Origin of the sequence: Aliiroseovarius sp. S1123 (genome assembly GCF_023015885.1) — a bacterium.
Lineage (GTDB): Bacteria > Pseudomonadota > Alphaproteobacteria > Rhodobacterales > Rhodobacteraceae > Aliiroseovarius.
In genome coordinates, this window is sequence record NZ_JALKBE010000003.1 from 173,588 (window position 1) to 194,375 (window position 20,788).

Annotated in this window: 22 protein-coding genes and 1 riboswitch; of the genes, 16 read left to right on the forward strand and 6 right to left on the reverse strand. The window is 60.4% G+C overall.

The genetic code is table 11. The features are described 5' to 3' along the window. Positions 1–89 precede the first annotated feature (89 nt). Both MWU53_RS07625 and MWU53_RS07630 read left to right on the forward strand, forming a co-directional pair. Positions 90–596 carry a MarR family transcriptional regulator gene (locus MWU53_RS07625; RefSeq protein WP_247092086.1) on the forward strand — a complete coding sequence of 169 codons (507 nt, stop codon included), beginning with the start codon at positions 90–92 and terminating at the stop codon, positions 594–596. Further along, the gene (locus MWU53_RS07630) at positions 589–1,290 is read left to right on the forward strand and encodes a response regulator (protein ID WP_247092088.1); all 702 of its coding nucleotides are present in this window, start codon (positions 589–591) and stop codon (positions 1,288–1,290) included. Before MWU53_RS07625 ends, MWU53_RS07630 begins: the two co-directional genes overlap by 8 nt. 7 nt (positions 1,291–1,297) lie before the next feature. Here MWU53_RS07630 and MWU53_RS07635 read toward each other — a convergent pair whose 3' ends face one another. Beyond that, the gene (locus tag MWU53_RS07635) at positions 1,298–1,840 is read right to left on the reverse strand and encodes a hypothetical protein (protein WP_247092090.1); all 543 of its coding nucleotides are present in this window, start codon (positions 1,838–1,840) and stop codon (positions 1,298–1,300) included. A gap of 46 nt (positions 1,841–1,886) precedes the next feature. Between MWU53_RS07635 and MWU53_RS07640 the strand changes: the two genes are divergently transcribed. From MWU53_RS07640 to dxs, 4 genes are read left to right on the forward strand one after another with little or no spacing between them, the layout of a single operon-like run. Continuing rightward, positions 1,887–2,822 (forward strand): histone deacetylase family protein, encoded by a 936-nt coding sequence (locus MWU53_RS07640; protein WP_247092091.1) that lies wholly within the window; start codon positions 1,887–1,889, stop codon positions 2,820–2,822. After that, positions 2,819–3,061, forward strand: a complete 243-nt coding sequence (locus MWU53_RS07645) for an exodeoxyribonuclease VII small subunit (protein ID WP_108858115.1) — start codon at positions 2,819–2,821, stop codon at positions 3,059–3,061. Before MWU53_RS07640 ends, MWU53_RS07645 begins: the two co-directional genes overlap by 4 nt. Continuing rightward, complete coding sequence (locus tag MWU53_RS07650; protein WP_247092093.1) at positions 3,062–3,916, forward strand: polyprenyl synthetase family protein; 855 nt, start codon at positions 3,062–3,064, stop codon at positions 3,914–3,916. It begins immediately after the preceding gene. 15 nt (positions 3,917–3,931) lie between these two features. Next, entirely contained in the window at positions 3,932–5,860 is a 1,929-nt protein-coding gene (gene dxs, locus MWU53_RS07655; RefSeq protein WP_247092095.1) for a 1-deoxy-D-xylulose-5-phosphate synthase, read from the forward strand. Here the strand turns inward: dxs and MWU53_RS07660 are convergent. Continuing rightward, a complete protein-coding gene (locus tag MWU53_RS07660) occupies positions 5,857–6,690 on the reverse strand; it encodes an SDR family oxidoreductase (protein ID WP_247092097.1) in 834 nt (277 codons plus the stop codon). The genes dxs and MWU53_RS07660 overlap by 4 nt on opposite strands. Positions 6,691–6,787: 97 nt before the next feature. On the opposite strand from MWU53_RS07660, the gene ade reads away from it, so the two are divergent. The 6 genes from ade (at position 6,788) to MWU53_RS07690 (ending at position 12,812) form a co-directional block, all read left to right on the forward strand. Next, entirely contained in the window at positions 6,788–8,590 is a 1,803-nt protein-coding gene (gene ade / locus MWU53_RS07665) for an adenine deaminase (RefSeq protein WP_247092099.1), read from the forward strand. After that, positions 8,590–10,074 carry an AMP nucleosidase gene (locus tag MWU53_RS07670; RefSeq protein WP_247092101.1) on the forward strand — a complete coding sequence of 495 codons (1,485 nt, stop codon included), beginning with the start codon at positions 8,590–8,592 and terminating at the stop codon, positions 10,072–10,074. The genes ade and MWU53_RS07670 overlap by 1 nt, the downstream gene beginning before the upstream one ends. A gap of 186 nt (positions 10,075–10,260) precedes the next feature. Continuing rightward, positions 10,261–10,548, forward strand: coding sequence for an HU family DNA-binding protein (locus MWU53_RS07675; protein WP_108858109.1), 288 nt, complete (start codon positions 10,261–10,263; stop codon positions 10,546–10,548). Between the two features lie 194 nt (positions 10,549–10,742). Next, on the forward strand, positions 10,743–11,618 hold the full coding sequence (locus MWU53_RS07680) for a DMT family transporter (protein ID WP_247092103.1): 876 nt from the start codon (positions 10,743–10,745) through the stop codon (positions 11,616–11,618). A gap of 57 nt (positions 11,619–11,675) precedes the next feature. Then, positions 11,676–12,389, forward strand: coding sequence for a cytochrome c biogenesis CcdA family protein (locus MWU53_RS07685; protein WP_247092105.1), 714 nt, complete (start codon positions 11,676–11,678; stop codon positions 12,387–12,389). A gap of 12 nt (positions 12,390–12,401) precedes the next feature. Next, positions 12,402–12,812, forward strand: a complete 411-nt coding sequence (locus MWU53_RS07690) for a thioredoxin family protein (protein ID WP_247092107.1) — start codon at positions 12,402–12,404, stop codon at positions 12,810–12,812. A gap of 15 nt (positions 12,813–12,827) precedes the next feature. Here the strand turns inward: MWU53_RS07690 and MWU53_RS07695 are convergent, their stop codons facing one another. From MWU53_RS07695 to MWU53_RS07705, 3 genes are all read right to left on the reverse strand, one after another. Then, a complete protein-coding gene (locus MWU53_RS07695; RefSeq protein ID WP_247092108.1) occupies positions 12,828–13,760 on the reverse strand; it encodes an AEC family transporter in 933 nt (310 codons plus the stop codon). Continuing rightward, positions 13,760–14,869, reverse strand: a complete 1,110-nt coding sequence (aroC, locus tag MWU53_RS07700; RefSeq protein WP_247092110.1) for a chorismate synthase — start codon at positions 14,867–14,869, stop codon at positions 13,760–13,762. Before aroC ends, MWU53_RS07695 begins: the two co-directional genes overlap by 1 nt. A 66-nt stretch (positions 14,870–14,935) precedes the next feature. Then, entirely contained in the window at positions 14,936–15,901 is a 966-nt protein-coding gene (locus tag MWU53_RS07705; RefSeq protein WP_247092112.1) for a DMT family transporter, read from the reverse strand. Positions 15,902–16,142: 241 nt separating this feature from the next. Continuing rightward, positions 16,143–16,248, forward strand: a riboswitch (TPP riboswitch). A 39-nt stretch (positions 16,249–16,287) separates the two neighbouring features. Between MWU53_RS07705 and MWU53_RS07710 the strand changes: the two genes are divergently transcribed. From MWU53_RS07710 to MWU53_RS07725, 4 genes are all read left to right on the forward strand, one after another. Beyond that, on the forward strand, positions 16,288–17,277 hold the full coding sequence (locus MWU53_RS07710) for a thiamine ABC transporter substrate binding subunit (protein ID WP_247092114.1): 990 nt from the start codon (positions 16,288–16,290) through the stop codon (positions 17,275–17,277). Continuing rightward, positions 17,253–18,812: a thiamine/thiamine pyrophosphate ABC transporter permease ThiP gene (locus MWU53_RS07715; protein WP_247092116.1), complete on the forward strand. Its 1,560-nt coding sequence runs from the start codon at positions 17,253–17,255 to the stop codon at positions 18,810–18,812. Before MWU53_RS07710 ends, MWU53_RS07715 begins: the two co-directional genes overlap by 25 nt. After that, positions 18,799–19,491, forward strand: coding sequence for an ATP-binding cassette domain-containing protein (locus tag MWU53_RS07720; protein WP_247092118.1), 693 nt, complete (start codon positions 18,799–18,801; stop codon positions 19,489–19,491). Before MWU53_RS07715 ends, MWU53_RS07720 begins: the two co-directional genes overlap by 14 nt. An 89-nt stretch (positions 19,492–19,580) precedes the next feature. Then, entirely contained in the window at positions 19,581–19,868 is a 288-nt protein-coding gene (locus MWU53_RS07725; protein WP_247092119.1) for a hypothetical protein, read from the forward strand. A gap of 311 nt (positions 19,869–20,179) precedes the next feature. Here MWU53_RS07725 and MWU53_RS07730 read toward each other — a convergent pair whose 3' ends face one another. Further along, positions 20,180–20,734: a hypothetical protein gene (locus MWU53_RS07730; RefSeq protein ID WP_247092120.1), complete on the reverse strand. Its 555-nt coding sequence runs from the start codon at positions 20,732–20,734 to the stop codon at positions 20,180–20,182. Positions 20,735–20,788 lie beyond the last annotated feature (54 nt).

Here is a 20,788-nt window from a genome sequence, read left to right on the forward strand (position 1 = left end):
ATCCGCAAATCGCTAACAATTGATTCTTGGAAAGTCAACAACACTGACATAAAATTGGAAACTGTAACATGATTTGTGATGAGGGCGTAATGAGCGAACGGCAGTCCCCCGGCGGGCAAAGCCTTCTGTTCCTAACGGACGAGCAGTTGCGCAAAGGCATCGAGGCAATGTTCTTTGCCTATCGCGGTTTTACTGCTGATCCCGATCGCATTCTGAACAAGTATGGATATGGCCGCGCCCACCACCGGGCGCTGCACTTTATCAGCCGTGCTCCGGGCACGACGGTGAACAATCTGCTCTCCATTCTGGGCGTAACCAAACAGTCGCTGAACCGCGTGCTGCGCACGCTGATCGAGGACGAGCTGGTCGAAAGCCGCGTTGGCACCCGTGACAAGCGCGAGCGGCATTTGTTTCTGACCGACGCCGGCACCGCGCTGGAACAAGAGCTGTCCGACGCCCAGCGCGAGCGGATGCGTCAAGCCTATCGCGAGGCCGGGCCCGAGGCCGTACAAGGGTTCCGCACCGTGCTAGAAGCAATGATGGATCACGACATGCAGCGCCATTTCACCCGGATGAAGGACAGCGGACATGACTGACGCGCCCGAAGCACATCTTCTGATCATCGACGACGACGAACGCATTCGCGGGCTGCTACAGAAGTTCCTGGTGCGCAATGGCTTCTGGGTCAGTGCCGCACGCGACGCCGCCCATGCCCGCCGCTTGTTGGCCGGGTTGGATTTCGACATGATTGTCACCGACGTCATGATGCCGGGCGAAGATGGGATCAGCCTGACCCGATCCCTGCGCGAAACCCTGACCACGCCGATCCTGCTTCTGACCGCCAAGGGCGAGACCGAAGACCGCATCAAGGGGCTTGAGGCGGGCGCCGACGACTATCTGGCGAAACCGTTTGAGCCGAAAGAACTGCTTCTGCGGATCAACGCCATCCTGCGGCGCATGCCCGCCGCGACCGAGGATGCGCGCCCGAAATCCCTGACGCTTGGCGACAAGACCTATGACATAGAACGGGGCGAGCTGTGGTGCGGCGAGGAATTGGTGCGTCTGACGGCCACGGAAAACCAGCTGATGAAGATCTTCTCGGCTACCCCGTCAGAGCCGGTCAGCCGGACGTCCTTGGTGGAACAGCTGGGCCGCGATCAGGGGCAAGCGCAGGAACGTGCGGTGGATGTGCAGATCACCCGTCTGCGTCGCAAGCTGGAAGCGGACCCGAAACAGCCACGCTATCTGCAAACGGTGCGCGGGGCGGGCTATATGTTGGCGCCGGATTAAGGCGTATTCAGTCAAACAGCGCTTCGCACTCCGGCGGCATTTCGTAAAGCCAGTCCTGAACCGCAAAGGCCGGGGTCGAGACGGATATCGAACGCGTTGCATCGTCCTGTCCCAACGAAATCTCTCCCTTCCCGGTGAGAAGGTTCAGGTCACAACTGCCGATATCGTCAAGGTTCAGCGTGTCATACCAGCGATACGTATACCCGACGACCCTCATCGCGCCTTCACGCCAAGCAATCGTATGAATCTGCTCCCACCGGTTCCGACCAATTGAACTGTTGTGGGACATCACCTGAAGCGAGCCTTGTGGCGTAACGGTCAGCGACGGTTGCTGCCCGAACCCGCCAACCCAGATCAGGTTCTGCAGCCAAACTGTTTGCAAACCATCACCCAACTTCAAAAGAAGATCGGCTTGGCCGTGGTCCCCAAAATCAATCAGCGCCACGTGATCCGCTATACCATCAGCGTTAAAATCGCCGCTAACCTGCGTCGAAAACCCTTCTGCGAATACCGGGGGTGCGACCAATAGAAACGGTAGTATCCAGCGCATGGGAACCTCTCTTGTTGTCGGATCAGTATTGTCCTAGCGTCGCGCCATGACAACGCTGCTTTACACCCATCCGGTCAGCTTCGACCACATCACCCCGCCCGGCCATCCCGAGCAGGTGGCGCGGCTGGAAGCGATCGAAACCGCCCTCTCCGCCCCCCATTTTCAGTCTCTAATCCGGCCCGAACCGCCGGTTGCGTCACTGGACCACGTGCGCCTTGGCCACTCCCGCGCCTATTTCGAGCGGATCGAGAACGCGCAGCCGGTCGAGGGTTGGGCGCAGTTGGATGGCGACACCTTCATGGCCCCCGGATCGTTCGAAGCCGCCCTGCGCGCAATCGGTGGCAACATCGACGCCGTGGACCGCGTGATGGCGGGCGAGGCGCAGAATGCCTTCATCGCCTGCCGCCCCCCCGGCCATCACGCCGAAAAAGCCACCCCGATGGGGTTCTGCCTATTTTCCACCGTCGCCATTGCCGCCATTCACGCGGCCAACGCGCACGGGCTGGACCGCATCGCGGTGCTGGATTTCGACGTCCACCACGGCAACGGCACGCAGGATGTTCTGTGGCATGAAAGCCGGGTACGGTTTGTATCGTCTCACCAGATGCCGCTCTATCCGGGATCGGGTGGCATCCACCAGAAAGGCGCGTTTGGGCAGGTGATCAACCTTCCCCTGAAAAGCGGCACCGGTGGCGCAGAGATGCAAGATGCCTGGGAGCGTGTGTTGACCGACCAGATCGAGCCTTACGCCCCCCAAATCGTGCTGGTGTCCGCCGGGTTCGACGCCCATAGGCGCGACCCTCTGGCCAATCTGCATTGGGAAACCGAGGATTTCGCCTGGCTGGCGCATCGCATCTGCGATCTGGCGGATAAATGCTGCGATGGGCGGGTGGTATCGTCGCTTGAGGGCGGCTATGATCTGGAAGCCCTTGGCGACAGCGTCGGGGCCTATATCAACGTGATGATGGAGCGCGGCGCATGAGCGACAAACCGGTAAGCGAAATGTCCTTTGAAGAGGCCATGCGGGAACTCGAGGCCGTCGTTGGCCAGCTGGAACGCGGTGACGTGGCGCTTGAGGATTCGATCAAGCTCTATGAACGCGGGGCCGAGCTGAAAGCGCGCTGCGAAACCAAGCTGAAAGAGGCCGAAGAAAAGGTCGCTGCGATCACCTTGGACAAAAACGGAGAGCCAAGCGGCACCACTCCTGTCGAAGGGCTGTAAATGTTCAAGACACGTTTGGACGACACCGCGCGCGCTGCGCGGGCACATCTGCACGCAGCGATTTCGGACAAGGGCGCCTTGGCCGAGCCGATGCGCTATGCCACGGCGGGCGGCAAAGGTCTGCGGGCGTTTCTGGTGATGGAAAGCGCACGCATTCACGGCGTGACCGAGACCCGCGCGCTGTGGCCTGCCGCCGCGATCGAAGCGATCCACGCCTATTCTCTGGTGCATGATGACATGCCCTGCATGGACGACGACGATCTGCGACGCGGGCTGCCGACCGTTCACAAGAAATGGGACGACGCCACCGCCGTTCTGGTGGGTGATGCGCTGCAAACCTTGGCGTTCGAGTTACTGACCCATGACGATGTGGGCGAGGCCCGCGTTCCTCTGGTATCATCGATGGCACGCGCTGCCGGGCAGCTGGGCATGGTGCATGGACAGGCGCTGGATATTGCAGCCGAGACCGCCGAGACCCCACTGAACTTGGACCAGATCACTGAGCTTCAGGCCGGTAAAACCGGTGCGCTGATCCGTTGGTCTGGTGAAGCAGGCGCCATGTTGGCCGGGGCAGATATTGCCCCAATGCGCGACTATTCCACCGCGCTTGGGCTGGCCTTTCAGATCGCCGATGACATTCTGGACGTCGAAGGCGATGCCACCGCTGTTGGAAAGGCCGTGGGCAAGGATGCGGACGCAGGCAAAGCCACTTTCGTTTCGCTTTTGGGGCTGGAAGCGGCAAAGACCCGCGCAAAAGAGCTTGTAGATCAAGCCTGTGATGCACTTTCCCCCTATGGTGAGGATGCCGATACCTTGCGAGAGGCCGCGCGCTTCGTTATCCAGCGTGACAGATAGGCAAACGGGGCATTAATGTCTGACCGACCCGAAACACCCATTCTGGACCGCGTAGCAGTCCCCGCCGACATGAAATCCTTGTCGGACCGCGAGCTTGAGCAGCTGGCCCATGAAGTCCGGGCCGAGACGATCTCGGCCGTGTCAGAAACCGGCGGGCATCTGGGCGCAGGCTTGGGCGTCGTTGAACTGACCGTGGCGCTGCATGCGGTGTTTGACGCCCCGAAGGACCGGATCGTCTGGGACGTCGGCCACCAATGCTATCCCCACAAAATCCTGACCGGACGTCGTGATCGCATCCGCACCCTGCGCTGTGAAAGTGGCTTGTCGGGCTTCACCAAACGCTCGGAAAGCCCGTTTGACCCGTTTGGCGCGGGGCATAGCTCGACCTCGATCTCAGCCGCGCTTGGGTTCTCGGTTGCCCGCGACCTTGGTGGCGCGCCGGAACATGGGATCGGCGACGCGGTTGCCGTAATCGGTGACGGATCCATGTCAGCAGGCATGGCGTTCGAAGCGATGAACAACGCAGGCCACCTGAACCGCCGCCTGTTTGTGATCCTGAACGACAATGACATGTCGATTGCCCCGCCGGTCGGTGCGCTGTCCAGCTATCTCAGCCGGCTTTATGCAGAAGAACCGTTTCAAGAGCTGAAAGCCGCCGCCAAAGGCGCGGTTAGCCTGCTGCCAAGCCCCTTCCAGGAAGGCGCACGCCGCGCCAAGGAAATGGTGAAATCCATGACCGTCGGCGGCACCCTTTTCGAGGAACTGGGCTTTTCTTACGTCGGCCCCATCGACGGGCATGACATGGACAGCCTTCTGTCCGTCCTGCGCACCGTCCATGACCGCGCCACTGGCCCGATGCTGATCCATGTGATCACCAAAAAGGGCAAAGGCTATGCACCCGCCGAGGCTGCGCGTGATCGCGGTCACGCCACCGCCAAGTTCGATGTGGCCAGCGGCAAGCAGCACAAAGCGCCCTCGAACGCGCCCAGCTATACCTCGGTCTTCGGGAAAGAGCTGGTCCGGCTGGCAACCGAAGATGACAAAGTCTGCGCTGTCACCGCCGCGATGCCGGACGGAACTGGGCTGAACCTGATGGCGGAACGCTATCCCTCGCGCTGTTTTGACGTAGGCATTGCCGAACAACACGGCGTGACCTTCGCCGCCGCGCTGGCCGCTGGCGGCATGAAGCCCTTCTGCGCCATGTATTCGACCTTCCTGCAACGTGGCTACGACCAAGTTGTGCATGACGTAGCCGTGCAACGCTTGCCCGTCCGCTTTGCCATCGACCGCGCCGGTCTGGTGGGCGCCGATGGGGCGACCCATGCCGGATCCTTCGACATTGCCTTCTTGGCCAACCTGCCCGACATGGTGCTGATGGCCGCCGCAGACGAGGCCGAGTTGATGCACATGATCGCCACCGCGCATTCGATCAACGACCGCCCATCCGCTTTCCGCTATCCGCGTGGCGAAGGTGTTGGCGTTGAACTGCCTGAAAAAGGCGAAGTGCTGGAAATCGGCAAAGGCCGCATGATCCGCGAAGGCTCGCGCGTGTCCATCCTGTCTTTTGGTACCCGCCTGTCGGAAGCCGAAGCCGCGGCCGAGGCTCTGACCGCTCGTGGCATCACCCCCACCGTCGCTGACGCGCGGTTTGCCAAGCCTTTGGATCGTGAATTGATCCTGACCCTGGCAGAAAACCACGAAGCCCTGATCACCATTGAAGAAGGTGCTGTCGGTGGGTTCGGAAGCCATGTGGCGCAGCTTTTGGCCGAGGAAGGCGTGTTCGACACCGGCCTCAAGTACCGCTCGATGGTTCTGCCCGATACGTTCATCGACCACGCATCCCCCGCAAAGATGTACGAGGAAGCCAAGCTGTCCGCCAAGGACATCGAAGCCAAGGTGCTGGACGTTCTGGGTGTGGCGCAGATCGGTGAAAAGCGGGCCTAACCCTCGGCTTTTAGCAGTGCTTTCAGCCCGTCCTGATAGGTCGGATAGCGCAGCCTGACCCCCAGCTCTTCCCTGATCCGATCGTTCCGAACACGCTTCGATTCCGCATAAAAGCTGCGCGCCATCGGGGTCATCTCGGCGGTCTCGAAATCTATCGCGGGGGGCACAGGCAAGCCCAGAAGCTCGGCCGCATAAGCCAGCACATCCTCGGGCGGGGCGGCGTTGTCGTCGCAAAGGTTATAGATCCGCCCCGGATTGGGCTGCGCGATCGAGGCCGCCAACACCTGCGCGATATCGGCGACATGGATGCGTGAAAACACCTGATCTTTCTTGATGATCCGCCGCGCAGTCCCCTTGCGCACCTTGGAAAACGGACCGCGCCCGGGGCCATAGATCCCAGCCAGTCGGAAGATATGCAGGGGCAGCCCCGCCTCCGCGGCCAGCGCCTGCCAGTCCGCTTCGGCTTGCACACGCAGTTTGCCCCGCCGCGTGGACGGCGCAAGCGGCGTATCTTCGTCGACCCAACCCCCTTGATGATCGCCATAGACCCCGGTGGTCGACAGGTATCCGACCCATTCAAGCTGCGGGGCGAGGGCTACGATTTCGTCTCTAACCCGGCGCAAAACGGGGTCGCCGTCCCCATCTGGCCCGGCCGAGATCAGAAGATGCGTCGCCTGAGATAGCGCATGCGAAATGTCGCCCCCCGGCCACCTGATCACATCCGGCCCCGCCTCGCGCGAGGTGCCGATCACGGTGAAATCGCCGGGTAGTTCTGCCGCCAATGCGCGCGCCGAATAGCCGTATCCGAATACAAACAGTGTCTTTTTCATGCGCGCAGTATCGCCGCCCGCGCACGATTTGAAAGCGCAAAATCACCGGCCCCGGATAGGGGGTTGCGCTAACAGAGGATTTCGGAACAATTGATCCATGGAAAGACCAATTCTTAAATCATGGCCCGAAAGTGCGACGCGATTGATTGCCGTCGCCGCAGGGCGCGAAGCAGCAGACACCGTAATTCAAGGCGGCCGCGTGGTGAATGTTCACACGCGCGAGGTTCTGGACTGGCACGTCGCGATGGCCGATGGGCGCTTTGCCTATGTCGGCCCAGACGCAAGCCATTGTATCGGACCGGATACACAGGTGATCGACGCAGGCGGGCAGTATCTAATCCCCGGCCTTTGTGACGGGCATATGCATATCGAAAGCGGGATGCTGACCCCAGCCGAATTCGCCCGCGCCGTCATCCCCCACGGCACCACCACAATGTTCACCGACCCGCATGAGATCGCGAATGTGCTGGGGTTGGAAGGTGTACGCTTGATGCATGATGAGGCTCTAATCCAGCCTGTGAACATCTATACACAGATGCCGTCCTGCGCGCCGTCCGCGCCGGGGCTTGAAACAACAGGCTTTGAAATCACCCCCGAGGACGTGGCCGAGGCGATGACGTGGCCCGGCATCATCGGGCTGGGCGAGATGATGAACTTCCCCGGTGTGATCAACGGCGACCCCAAGATGCTGGCGGAAATGGCTGCAACACAGAACGCGGGCAAAACCATCGGCGGGCACTATGCCAGCCCCGATCTTGGCCCGAATTTCCACGCCTATGCGGCGGGCGGTCCTGCGGATGATCACGAGGGCACCTGCGAGGCCGACGCGATTGCCCGTGTCCGTCAGGGGATGCGCTCGATGATGCGGCTGGGCTCGGCCTGGTTTGACGTGGAAAAACAGATCACCGCCGTGACCGAAAAGGGTCTGGACCCGCGCAATTTCATCATTTGCACCGACGATTGCCACTCGGGCACGCTGGTCGAGGAAGGCCACGTGAACCGCGCCCTGCGCTATGCGATTAGCTATGGCTGTGATCCTTTGATTGCGCTCCAAATGGCGACGATTAATACGGCAACGCATTTCGGGTTAGAGCGCGAAATAGGCTCTATTACACCCGGAAGACGTGCTGATGTGATCTTTACCAACGACCTGACCACCCTGCCGGTCAACCGCGTTTTCGCCCGTGGCGTCAGCGTCGCCGAAGGCGGTAAGATCACCGTCGACTGCCCGCATCTGGACTGGCCAGATCATGCGAAGGCCACGATGCATATGGGCAAAACAATCGTGCCGGATGACTTCATCGTTGAAGCGCCTGCAGGGGCGAACTCCGTCACTGCGAAAGTCATCGGCATTGTCGAAAACCAGGCACCCACAAAGGCTCTAACACGGGATCTTTCGGTGTCTGACGGCATCGTGCAGACCGATGAAGCACAAGATGTTGCGCAGGTGGCCTTGGTCGAACGCCACAAAGGCACCGGCGGCGTGATCAATGGGTTCGTGAACGGGTTCGGGTACACGGGCCAGATGGCCATGGCATCGACCGTGGCGCATGACAGCCACCATATGATCGTGGTCGGAACGTCCCGTGACGACATGGCGCTGGCCGCCAACCGTCTGGCCGAAGTCGGTGGTGGTATGTGTGTCTATCAAGGCGGAAAAGAGCTGGCTTTGGTCGAATTGCCCGTCGCGGGTCTGATGTCCGACGCCCCCGCAACCGAGGTCGCCGAGAAGGCAAAAAGCATCATTGACGCCATGGAGACCTGTGGCTGCACCTTGAATAATGCCTCGATCCAACACAGCTTCTTGGCCTTGGTTGTCATCCCCGCGTTACGGATCTCTGATTTAGGATTGGTGGATGTGACGAAATTCGAACTGACCGATTTGTTGAAGGAAAATTAATGACCCCCAGCGCACCCTCTATCCCCGTGGTCAGCCCCGGTGGCGGCGCCTATCAGGTGTTTACCGACCCAAAAGCCGCGGTGGACGAGCTGAAATCGCTTTATGAAAAGGCCTGCGACTTTCTGTGTGAAACGTTTGAACAGAACGCCAGCGGCGCGCAGCCGCCCAGCCGCTTTCGCGCCTTTTACCCCGAGATCCGCCTGACCACGACCAGCCACGCGCAGAAGGACAGCCGTCTTAGTTTTGGCCACGTCTCGGCCCCCGGTACCTATGCCAGCACAATCACCCGCCCGGACCTGTTCGAGAACTATCTAGAGCAGCAAATCGCGCTTTTAATGCAGAACCACGGCGTCCCGGTGCAGATTGGCTATTCGACCACCCCGATCCCCGTGCATTTCGCTGTTTCGCGTAATCCGGACATCACCGTTCCGCAGGAAGGCGCAATGACCTATCCGCTGCGCGATGTGTTTGACGTGCCGGATCTGTCGACCACGAATGATGACATTGTGAATGGTGTGGCTGAGCTGGATGATAGCGGCGCGGCCCCCTTGGCCCCGTTCACGGCGCAACGTGTGGACTATTCCCTTGCGCGCCTGTCGCACTACACCGCGACCACGCCCGAGGATTTCCAGAACCACGTTCTGTTCACCAACTATCAGTTCTATGTCGAGGAATTCGAGGCCTATGCCCGCCAGATGCTGGCCGACCCCGACAGCGGCTATGATGCCTTTGTCGGTCCGGGCTATCACCGGATTACCTCTGCTGACGAAGAGCTGCCAACCCCGGCGAAGCTGCCGCAAATGCCCAGCTATCACCTGAAGCGCCCGGACGGCTCGGGCATCACGCTGGTCAACATCGGCGTCGGCCCCTCGAATGCGAAAACTGCAACGGACCATATCGCGGTTCTGCGCCCGCATGCATGGTTGATGGTTGGGCACTGTGCTGGCCTGCGCAACAGCCAGCGTCTTGGCGACTTCGTTCTGGCCCACGCCTATTTGCGTGAAGACAAGGTGCTGGACGACGATCTGCCGATCTGGGTGCCGATCCCGCCGCTGGCGGAAATCCAGATCGCCTTGGAAAAGGCCGTGGCGAAGATCACCGAATACGAAGGCTATGACCTGAAGCGCATCATGCGAACCGGCACCGTCGCGACGCTTGATAACCGCAACTGGGAACTGCGCGACCAACGTGGCCCTGTTCAGCGCCTATCGCAATCCCGCGCCATTGCGCTGGATATGGAAAGCGCCACCATCGCCGCGAACGGTTTCCGCTTCCGGGTGCCCTATGGCACGCTACTATGTGTGTCCGACAAGCCCCTGCACGGAGAGCTGAAACTGCCCGGTATGGCGTCCGATTTCTATAAGACACAAGTTGCGCGCCATTTGCAGATTGGCATCCACGCGATGGAGACCCTGCGCGACATGCCGATCGAGCGTATCCACAGCCGGAAACTGCGCAGCTTCGAAGAAACGGCTTTCCTCTGAATCGCGGACAAATAGCCCTAAGAGGGTGAATTCAAACCTGACCCTGGGGAAGGCATGCCATTTTTTGGCGAAAAAGCGCTATTTCCTAGGAAAATAGGGGTAACTAACGATTGTGTCGCCCTGCTACATACAGTTAAATGCCCGCAATGAAGCCCAAGAAATGGGCAATTGTGAGGAGTGTTATACATGTCGAAACCGATGACCAAGACCCAACTTGTTGCCGCTCTGGCTGAAGAAATGGGTTCGGACAAGAAGTCCGCTGCAGGTGCCCTGGAAGGTATCATCAACATCATCACCCGCGAAGTTTCGGGCGGTGGCGCTGTGACCCTGCCCGGCGTTGGCAAAATCTATTGCCGCGAGCGTCCGGCACGCATGGTGCGCAACCCCGCCACCGGCGAGCAGATCCAGAAAGAAGCCGACAAGGTCGTCAAGATGACCATCGCCAAAGCGCTGAAAGACAGCGTAAACGGCTGATCTGGTCACAAGGGGCCTTGCCCCGCTGCCAGAATTCGGAAAGGGTCGCCAAATTGGCGGCCCTTTTTCATTAAAGCGTTTCGAGATCAACTTGAGGCACAAGTTGGTCGCGAAACGCCCGCGACACAACAATCTTGCACTGCGTTTCGGTTTTCGCCGTGTCAGACAAAAACCGAAACGCTTTAGGAGACGACATGGATCTGCGCGCAATTTTCATGGGGCTGGCGTTCGCCCTGATGTGGAGCTCGGCCTTCACCTCGGCCCGGATCATCGTCTCGGACGCGCCGCCGCTGTATTCCCTGTCTTTGCGCTTCCTGATCTCGGGTCTTTTGGGCGTCATCATTGCACGTGCCTTGGGGCAAAGTTGGCAACTGACACGGAACCAGTGGCGGGCCGTGATCATCTTCGGGTTTTGCCAAAATGCGCTGTATTTGGGTCTAAACTTCGTCGCCATGCAGTGGGTTGAAGCGGGGCTTGCCTCGATCATCGCGTCGACCATGCCGCTGATGGTTGCCTTCGCAGGGTGGAGCCTGTTGGGCGACCGCCTGCGTCCGATGGCGGTGGCAGGGCTGTTTGCCGGCGTTGTCGGCGTGGCGCTGATCATGGGATCTCGGCTATCGGGTGGCGTGGACATCACCGGCGTCATTCTGTGCTTCATCGCAGCGGCCGCGCTGACCGCCGCCACCTTGTCGGTGCGCACCGCATCCTCGGGCGGCAACCTGATGATGATCGTCGGTCTGCAAATGTTCGTCGGGTCCGGTGCCCTGTTCATCGCGGCGCTGTTTTTAGAAAGCCCGGCCTTCACGCCCAGCCTGCGCCTTGGGATAGCTTTTACCTATACCGTGCTGGTGCCCGGGCTTATGGCCACATGGATCTGGTTCGCCCTTGTCGGACGCATCGGCGCGGTCAAAGCCGCCACCTTCCACTTCCTGAACCCGTTTTTCGGCGTTGCCATCGCGTGGCTTTTGCTAGGCGAAGCGCTGAGCATGGTCGACTTCATCGGCGTCGCCATCATCACCGTCGGCATCCTTGCCGTGCAGCTTTCGAAACAAAACCCCACAGCAACGTGAAGCCGCTTGCCCGCTTCGTGAGATGACTTTCGCGGCAATTTCCAACACATTCCAAGCATGGAACTTGTCTTTGGATACCTTGCCGGGCTTCTGACCCTGATCAACCCCTGCGTCTTGCCGGTGCTGCCCATCGTGTTGGCCACCGCATTGCAGGCCAGCCGCTTTGGCCCCTTGGCGGTCGCAGCGGGGATGAGTGTATCTTTCGTCACGCTTGGCCTTCTGGTCACGGTGCTGGGCTATACGATCGGCCTGACCGAGGACATGGTCGCGCGCGCAGGCGCAATCTTGATGGTGGGCTTTGGCCTGATTCTGATGACCCCCGTCCTGTCAGAACGCTTTGCCATCGCCACCGCCGGCGTCTCATCCCACGCGGACACAACGCTGGATGACGTGAACCGGGGCGGCTTGTCCGGTCAGTTCCTTGGCGGCATATTGCTTGGCGCGGTCTGGAGCCCCTGTATCGGCCCCACGTTGGGCGGCGCGATCTCGCTGGCGTCACAAGGCAAGTCGATCCCTTGGGCGGCCGCCATCATGGTGACCTTTGCCCTGGGCGTGTCCACAATCATCATCGTTTTAGGCTATGGCGCGCGTTCCGCAATCATGCGCAGACAGGCTCTCATGCGGCGGATTGCGCAGAAATCCCGCCCGATCATGGGCGTGATCTTTGTCGCCGTCGGCACCGCCATTTTATTCCGCTTTCACCACACGCTCGAAGCCTGGGCCGTGCAAATCCTGCCTGCATGGCTGAATGACTTCTCTGTATCCCTCTGAAAGGAGACCACCATGAATCGCCGAGACTTCATCTCTCTCACCGCTGCCGTATCTCTTGTCCCCGCCTTGGCCCGCGCCGGTGCCATGGACTATTCCCGCGGCCTTGTCGAACAGGCGCTGGCAAACGGCGAAACCGTGTTTCTGGACTTCAAAGCCAGCTGGTGCTCGACCTGCGCGGCGCAGGGACGCGTGATCAAAGCCCTGAAGGCCGAGAACCCCGCCTATGACGAGGCGATTACCTTTATCGACGTCGATTGGGACAAGTATGGAAAGTCGAAACTGTCCCGATCCCTGCGCATCCCGCGCCGCTCTACCTTGGTTGTCCTGAAAGGCGAGGAAGAACTAGGGCGCATCGTGGCGGGCACCAGCAAAGCCGATATCAAGGCCCTGATGGACACGGCGCTGACGGCTGCGACCGCCTGATTGGGCGTTCCTGCCTTAGATTAATAGGCTAAGAAATAGGGTCAGCGTTATGAAGGCCCCAACGGTAGTGCCCAGCAGCGCGAGGGAAGCAACGCCCTCGCGTCCGTGCTCCATCGCAAAAACAGTGTAGATGGTGAAGATCGGCATGGCGGCAGAGAGGATCACCGCCGATTGTAGTTCGGGCGATAGACCAGCACCCAGCACAAGCAGTGCCACGAAGACCATCGCCGGATGCAGGAATAGCTTGCCCAAGGTGATCTGCATGGCCAGCGCCCGGTTGCCGATCAGCGGCAAGCCAACCAAGCTTCCGCCAATTACGAAAAGCGCCAGCGCCGAGGCTGAAGCCGCCAGCATTCCGAACAGCCGCAGGGCCGGTTCGGGCAAGGTTAGACCCGAAATTGACACCACAAGCCCGGCTGCAAGAGCGACGACCATGGGCCGTTTCAGCACGCTTAGGATTACACTACGCATCTTGGCGGCAGGGCTTTCGTGCGGTCCCTCGCGCCCCATCTCCATGATGGCCAGCGCGATGGGGATCAACACAAAGTTCTCCACCAGCATGTTCATCGCCAGAATTGACCCGGCCAAGTCGGGAAACGCCAACAGCATGACCGGATAACCTACGAATCCCGTGTTCGGGCAGGTCGTCCCCATCACCGCCACGCCGCGACGCGAGGCATCGACGCCGGTAACACGAAACCACCCCCAAGCCAGCGCAATAGTTGCGAGGCCCCCAGCCATGAACACTGACATGTAGGCGAGGTTGAACACCTCGGCGACCGACCGAGTCGCCACCGCATGAAACAACAACGCGGGCAGCGCGATGTTCATCACGTAGCCGCCAAGCACGCGCATATCGGCAGGTTTGAACCAGCCGCCGCGCGTGGTCGCATAGCCCAGCGCAATGGCGGCATAGATTGGAAAGGTGATGGCGAGGATCGCCAGCATCAGCCGATTTGACCGCGCGGTCCTTCACCGATCTGTGCGCGGTGCAGCATCAGGTGATCAAGGATCACGCAGGCGGCCATTGCCTCGCCCACCGGAACAGCGCGGATGCCGACGCAGGGGTCATGGCGGCCCTTGGTGATCACTTCGATGGCTTCACCCGTCTTGGTGATCGACTGACGCGGTGTCAGGATCGAGCTGGTCGGTTTCACCGCAAACCGCACGACAATATCCTGCCCGGTCGAGATGCCGCCCAGAATACCGCCTGCATGGTTCGAACTGAACACAGGCTGCCCGTCATTCCCCATGAAAATCTCGTCCGCATTTGCCGTTCCACGCAATCCTGCGGCGGCCATGCCTTCGCCAATTTCAACGCCTTTTACCGCGTTGATCGACATCATCGCGGCGGCCAGATCAGTGTCTAACTTGGCATAAACCGGCGCGCCCAGCCCGACGGGGGCGCCACGCACCACGACCTCGACCGCGGCGCCGACGCTGTCATTTTCCTTCACGCGCAGGAACTGCAGATAGTCTTCCCATTCCTGCACGGCGGTGGCATCGGGCAGCCAGAACGGGTTGTCATCAATCGCATCCCAATCGAACTTCGACCGGTCCAGATGCTTTTCGCCCATCTGGGTCATATAGCCCTTGATCTCGAGCCCCGGCACCAGCGCCTTCAGCGCCTCGCGGGCAACGCCACCAGCAGCCACGCGCGCCGCCGTTTCACGCGCCGAAGACCGACCCCCGCCACGCGGATCGCGGATCCCGTATTTCTGCCAATAGGTGATGTCAGCGTGACCCGGACGGAAGGTCTTTTCGATCTCGCCATAGTCTTTCGATCGCTGGTCGGTATTCTCGATCATCAGCTGGATCGGCGTGCCGGTGGTCTGTCCTTCATAGACACCCGACAGGATGCGGACCTGATCGGGCTCGTTGCGGGCCGTGGTGTTCTTGTTCTGACCCGGGCGGCGCTTGTCCAACCAGACCTGCAGCATCTCGGCCTCGAGCGGCACACCAGGGGGGCACCCGTCGACGGTCGCGCCCAAAGCAGGCCCGTGGCTTTCACCCCAGGTGGTGACACGGAAGATATGACCAAAGCTGTTCATCGACATGGGCGCGCTCCTTCATTCCCAAGCGTGATAGCGAAGGGGGAAACGAAAGGGAAGCGCCCCAAGGGCCTAGCTTTCGCTTTGTTGCGGCCTGCGATGTTTTGGCTTCGGCGAGGGGCCGGCATCGTAGCGCGGGTTCGGGTTGCGCAGGATCGGGTTGCGGATCGATACGGACGGGCGGCTTTCCCGCCAGACGATGAACACACCCGAGGCGATGATCACCGCGGCACCAATGCCCACCCACATATCCGGAAGCTCGTCAAAGAACAGCGCGCCAAAGGCGGTCGCCCAGAGGATCTGGCTGTATTGCGTGGGCGCGACGACGGCGGCGGGGGCGGAACGGTAAGCGATGATGATCATCATCTGCGCAAACACCGACATGGCGCCCACGCTGGCGGACAGGCCCAGATCCACGATCTGCATCGGCACATAGACGAAGGGTAGGATCACCCCCATCGACAGAATGGATGACAGCATCGGGTAAAGGATCATCACGGCGGTGCGTTCTTCGCCCCCGATCTTGCGCATGATGATCGAGCCAAGCGCCGAACAGAACGCCGCGATCAGGCCGCAGATATGCCCGAACGAGATCACGGTCACGCCGGGGCGCAGCACGATCAGAACCCCGATCAGGCCGACGATCACCGCCGCCCAACGCTGACCGCGCACGGGTTCGCCCAGAAGCCAAGCAGACATGGCCGTAATCAGAAGGGGCGTCGCGAAGAGAAGCGCATAGACCTCGGCCAGGGGAAGAACGGTAAAGGCGTAGAACGCCGCAGACATTGCGATCACCGTGGTCGCCGAGCGTATCAAGATCAGCCACGGGTGATGCGGGCGGAAATTGTCCACCTGACGGTCGGCCAGCATCATCACTGCCATCGGAACGAAGGCAAACAGCATCGCGAAGAAGATGATCTGGAACACGGCAAATTGCGCGCCGAGCAGTTTGATTACCGCGTCATGGGTGGCAAACAGCCCAAAGGCTGCAAAGGCGAAACCAAGCCCGCGCAGGGGGGATTGAGATGTGTCCGACATGGACCGCTCCGAAACTGAAGGTGTTAGCGATCACATTGCTGATTGTTGCGCCTGGGTCAAGGGCATGGCCGCTATGCGTTTTCGCTCGTATCCTTGTCTACCTCGTCTGGTGCTATGAGTGCGCGAAAACAGGCCTTAGGTAAAATAGGGTTTCTTTTCATTGGGTTGCAATGAAGTGGTCCACTCGACTCGAGCCCAACCTGCAAATCTGCTTGCTAATCTTCTGCGCATTGTGCACGTACGGGGCACCTCGGGGTGCTGTGATCCCACAGCTGAGATGCGCAATGCGCGGACCCGTAGAACCTGAACCGGCTAACACCGGCGGAGGGAAGGTGATTTGGACATCCCCAAATGCCCCCATCCGTTCGGCGCATATGGAGGACCCAATGAAGACAGCCCTTTCATTTGTCGCAGGACTTGCTTTGACCACGACCGCAGCCTTTGCTGCGGATAAACCCGTGCTGCAAGTTTATGCTCCTGACTATTTCGCATCCGAGTGGGGCCCCGGCCCCTCGATCGAGGCGGGCTTTGAAGCCCAGTGCGCCTGCGATCTGGAATTCGTCACCGGCGACGTGATGCCCCGCCTGATGCTGGAAGGCGAGCGTACCGAAGCGGACGTTGTGATCGGCCTGAACACCGACGTGACCGCCCGCGCCCGCGCTTCTGGCCTGTTTGCCCCGCACGGTCTAGATGTCAGCGGCCTGACCCTGCCCGTCGACTGGACCGACGACACGTTCGTGCCGTTCGACTACAGCTACACCGCCTTCATCTATGACAACACCAAGATCGCGCACGCGCCCACCAGCTTTGACGCGCTTCTGGCGATGCCCGACGACACCAAGATCGTCATTCAGGATCCGCGCAGCTCGATCTCGGGTCTGGCGCTGCTTCTGTGGGTAAAATCGGTTTACGGCGACAAGGCGGATGAGGCTTGGACCAAGCTGAACCCGAAGATCCTGACCGTCACCAAAGGCTGGTCCGAGGCTTACGGCATGTTCACCGATGGCGAAGCCGACATGGTACTGTCCTACGTCACCTCGCCCGCCTATCACATCATCGCCGAGGAAGACCTGACCAAATCGGCAGCCATCTTCGACGAAGGTCACTACCTGTTCGTCGACCTTGTGGGCAAAATCGCGAACACGGACCAACCCGAGCTGGCCGACGCCTTCATGGCCTATGTGCTGAGCGAAGAGTTCCAGTCAGGCATCTCCACCACCAACTGGTCGTTCCCGTCGAAACTGGCGACTGAGAAGCTGCCGGAAGGCTTCCAGAACTTGCCCGTGCCCGCAAAAGCACTCGTGTTCTCGGAAGAGGAAGCCGAGGCAATCCGCAAGCCGGCTCTGGACGAATGGCTCGCCGCCGCGTCCAAATAAGCACCACCACCATCCTTGGCGTTTTGGCGCTTGGGGTGGTGGTCTGCCTGACCCTTGGCACGCTGATCGCTGTTGCGATGCGGGCCGAGGGTGCGGGCAGGCTTGGCCCAGCCGATTGGGCCGCCATTCGGTTCACGCTTTGGCAGGCAGCCGCGTCAGCCACCCTTAGCATCCTTCTGGCGATCCCTGTCGCCCGCGCGCTGGCGCGGCGCAGCTTCCCCGGTCGTTCTGTGCTGATCACCCTTCTGGGTGCACCTTTCATCCTGCCAGTCATCGTCGCCATTCTGGGCCTGATCGCCGTCTTTGGCCGCACCGGGCTGATCTCGCAAGCACTGGGTCTGTTCGGGATCGAGCCGATATCCGTCTATGGCTATCACGGCGTCATCCTCGCCCATGTGTTCTTCAACCTGCCGCTGGCGACCCGCCTGATCCTACAAGGCTGGCTGGCCATCCCGTCCGAGCGCTTCCGCCTCGCTGCCTCCCTCGGCATGGGCCCCTCCGACATCGCCCGCACCCTGGAACGCCCTATGCTGCGCGAGGTCGTGCCGGGCGCGTTCTTGGTCATCTTCCTGATCTGCTTAACCTCATTCGCAGTCGCGCTGGCCCTTGGCGGCGGGCCGAAGGCGACCACCGTGGAGCTGGCAATCTACGAGGCCTTCCGTTTCGACTTCGACCTTGCCCGCGCGTCGCTGCTGGCGCTGGTCCAGTTCGCTTTGGGCGCGGCGCTGGCTCTGATCGCCCTGCGCGTCGCGATGCCGTCGGACATGGGCGCGGGGCTGGATCGCGCCGTCACCCGCTGGGATGACCGCCCGGCCCTGTTGGTGCAGGACATCGCCGCGATAACTCTGGCCACGCTGTTCTTGCTCCTCCCGCTGGGAATGGTCATTCTGGACGGCCTGCCGCGGCTTCTGCACCTGCCTCAGGTGGTCTTTGGCGCAGCCCTACGCTCTGTCATCGTCGCACTCGTCTCGGCGGCCTTAACGCTGGCCCTGTCCCTGCCCATCGCCGCCCTCGCCGTGCGCCACAACTCGCGCGTGGTCGAGGCATTGGGCTACTTAACCATCGCCGCCTCGCCGCTTGTCATCGGCACGGGGCTGTTCATCATCACCTTCCCCTTCGTGAAGCCCTCCGACCTCGCCCTGCCCATCACCGCTATCGTCAACGCGGCCCTCAGCCTGCCGTTCACCCTGCGCGCTCTGGTGCCCGCCTTGGCGGCGGTCGAGCGTGACTATGGCCCGCTCGCAGACGGGCTGGGCATGACCGGCCTGACCCGTCTACGTCACCTGTGGCTGCCTCGCCTGCGCCGCCCGATGGGCTTCGCCTTGGGGCTGGCCGCCGCGCTGTCTATGGGCGACCTCGGCGTCATTGCGCTGTTTGCCGACGGCGACAATGCCACCCTGCCCTTGCAACTATTCCGCCTGATGGCCGCCTATCGGATGGAGGACGCCGCCGCCGCAGCGCTGTTGCTCTTGTCCCTCTCGCTACTGCTATTCTGGATCTTCGATAAAGGAGGTCGCGTGAATGCTGACCGTTGACCAACTGCGCATCAAGATGGGCGATTTCAGTCTGTTAGGGGACTTCACAATTACGCCCGGCGCACGCGTCGCGGTGCTTGGCCCGTCTGGCGCGGGGAAATCCACGCTGCTGGCGGCCATTGCGGGGTTCCAACCTCTGGATGCGGGGGCAATCCTCTGGGACGCACAGCCCATGCCCAAAGACCCCGCCGCGCGCCCGATCAGCATGGTTTTTCAGGACAACAACCTGTTCCCACACCTGACCGTCGCGCAGAACGTGGGCCTTGGCCTGCGCCCGAACCTGCGCCTTTCGGACGAGGATCACACAAGCGTCGCCCAAGCCCTGACCCGCGTGGGGCTGGAGGGGATGGGCGATCGCAAACCCGCGCAGCTTTCCGGTGGCCAAATCGCCCGCGTCGCCCTTGCCCGCGTCCTTCTGCGCGACCGCCCGGTGCTGCTGTTGGACGAACCCTTCGGCGCGCTTGGCCCTGCGCTGAAAGCGGAAATGCTGGCGCTGGTCCGAGACCTGCTGAACGAGACCGGCGCAACCCTTCTGATGGTCAGCCACGACCCCGAAGACGCCCGCGTGCTCTGCGATCAGGTAGTGCTGGTGGCGGATGGAGTGGCCCATGCGCCGGTTGCGACGGAGGAGATGTTTGCCAACCCGCCAGAGGTGATGCGGGAGTATTTGGGGGGGTGAAATCCACCCCTTTTTGAGAGAATCCCCCGTTTGTGGTATCCTCTGCCCCTTCAGGGCCTTCGGGCCGTAATCAATTTAAGGAGGGAGTTATGTTTGCACGTGTTACTGAATACAAAATGAAATCTGGTTCCCGAGACGCCGCAACCGAAAAGCTGAACGCGATGAAATCTCAGATCATGGCGATGCCGGGTATGTTGCAGTTCATCAATGTGATGAACGAGGACGGATCAGGCTGTGTCATCGCGCTTGTCGATAGCGAAGAAACATCCAACGCCAATGCCGAAGCAGTCGCCGCCGCATGGGCCCAGTTTTCAGATGTCCTTGAAGCTGCCCCGTCAGCGAAAGGGTTTGATGTGATTGCCAATTGGACAAATTGAGTTAAGCGCATGAGGGCAAGGGATATTCCTCTCTTTGCCTCGATACAAGAAGGGCGCCCACGGGTGCCCTTTTTTTGTGTCATCACACCCCATGCCAAGACAGGGACGCGTTCACGACGCGGCACGCGCCTGCGGGCTCTGTGAACAGATGTTGCTGGTGGCGGATGGCGTGGCGCATGCGCTCGTTGCGACGGAGGAGATGTTGCGCACCCGCCGGAGGTGATGCGGGAGTATTTAGGTGGATGATGGAACGGCCGCTAAGAGCCCTTTTCGGCGTTCAGAAATGCTGGATTCGATAACGTCTACGAAGACTATGGGCGGGCACACTCATTCGTTACGAGGCTCATTGCTTGAGCAAATCCATCGACTCGAATCTTGACACGAATTTGGCCTTTCTGACCTGCAAAAACAATTCGTTCACTCGGTTGCTTTGCTTGCGAAACTTTCAATAGTTCCGAGATTATCCTCTTGTCGGCATTTGGTGGTGGCCAAGCACTCACCCCGTCAGAGCGCATACGATAATTTCGGCCAGCAACTTCTATGTAAATCGCGGAAGACTTCCGCATTCGCTTGTCCGAGTAAATCGATACTTGAGGGTCCCTTATTCCACGAAACCTCGTCACTGCTAGGAAGTAGTTTTGATCGGTCTCTGGATCATGCAATATCCTTGTTGCAACCCAGCAGGTCTTTGGTTTGGGTTTGACTTCAACGAAAACCGACCATTTTTTGAATGTTTTAATAGCGTCGGCTGCTGTGGCGGGGGTTGCTGCAAATGCTATCAGAAAAGCGAGCAGAACTTTGATGCGGCAGAGCTTTGCTGAAGATACTGGGTTATTTTTGCGGGATGAATTGGCTTGAGGCGTCATGCTCTCATTCTACGCCCAGATACTGGGTTGACGCAAATTCAGGCAGATGAGTTC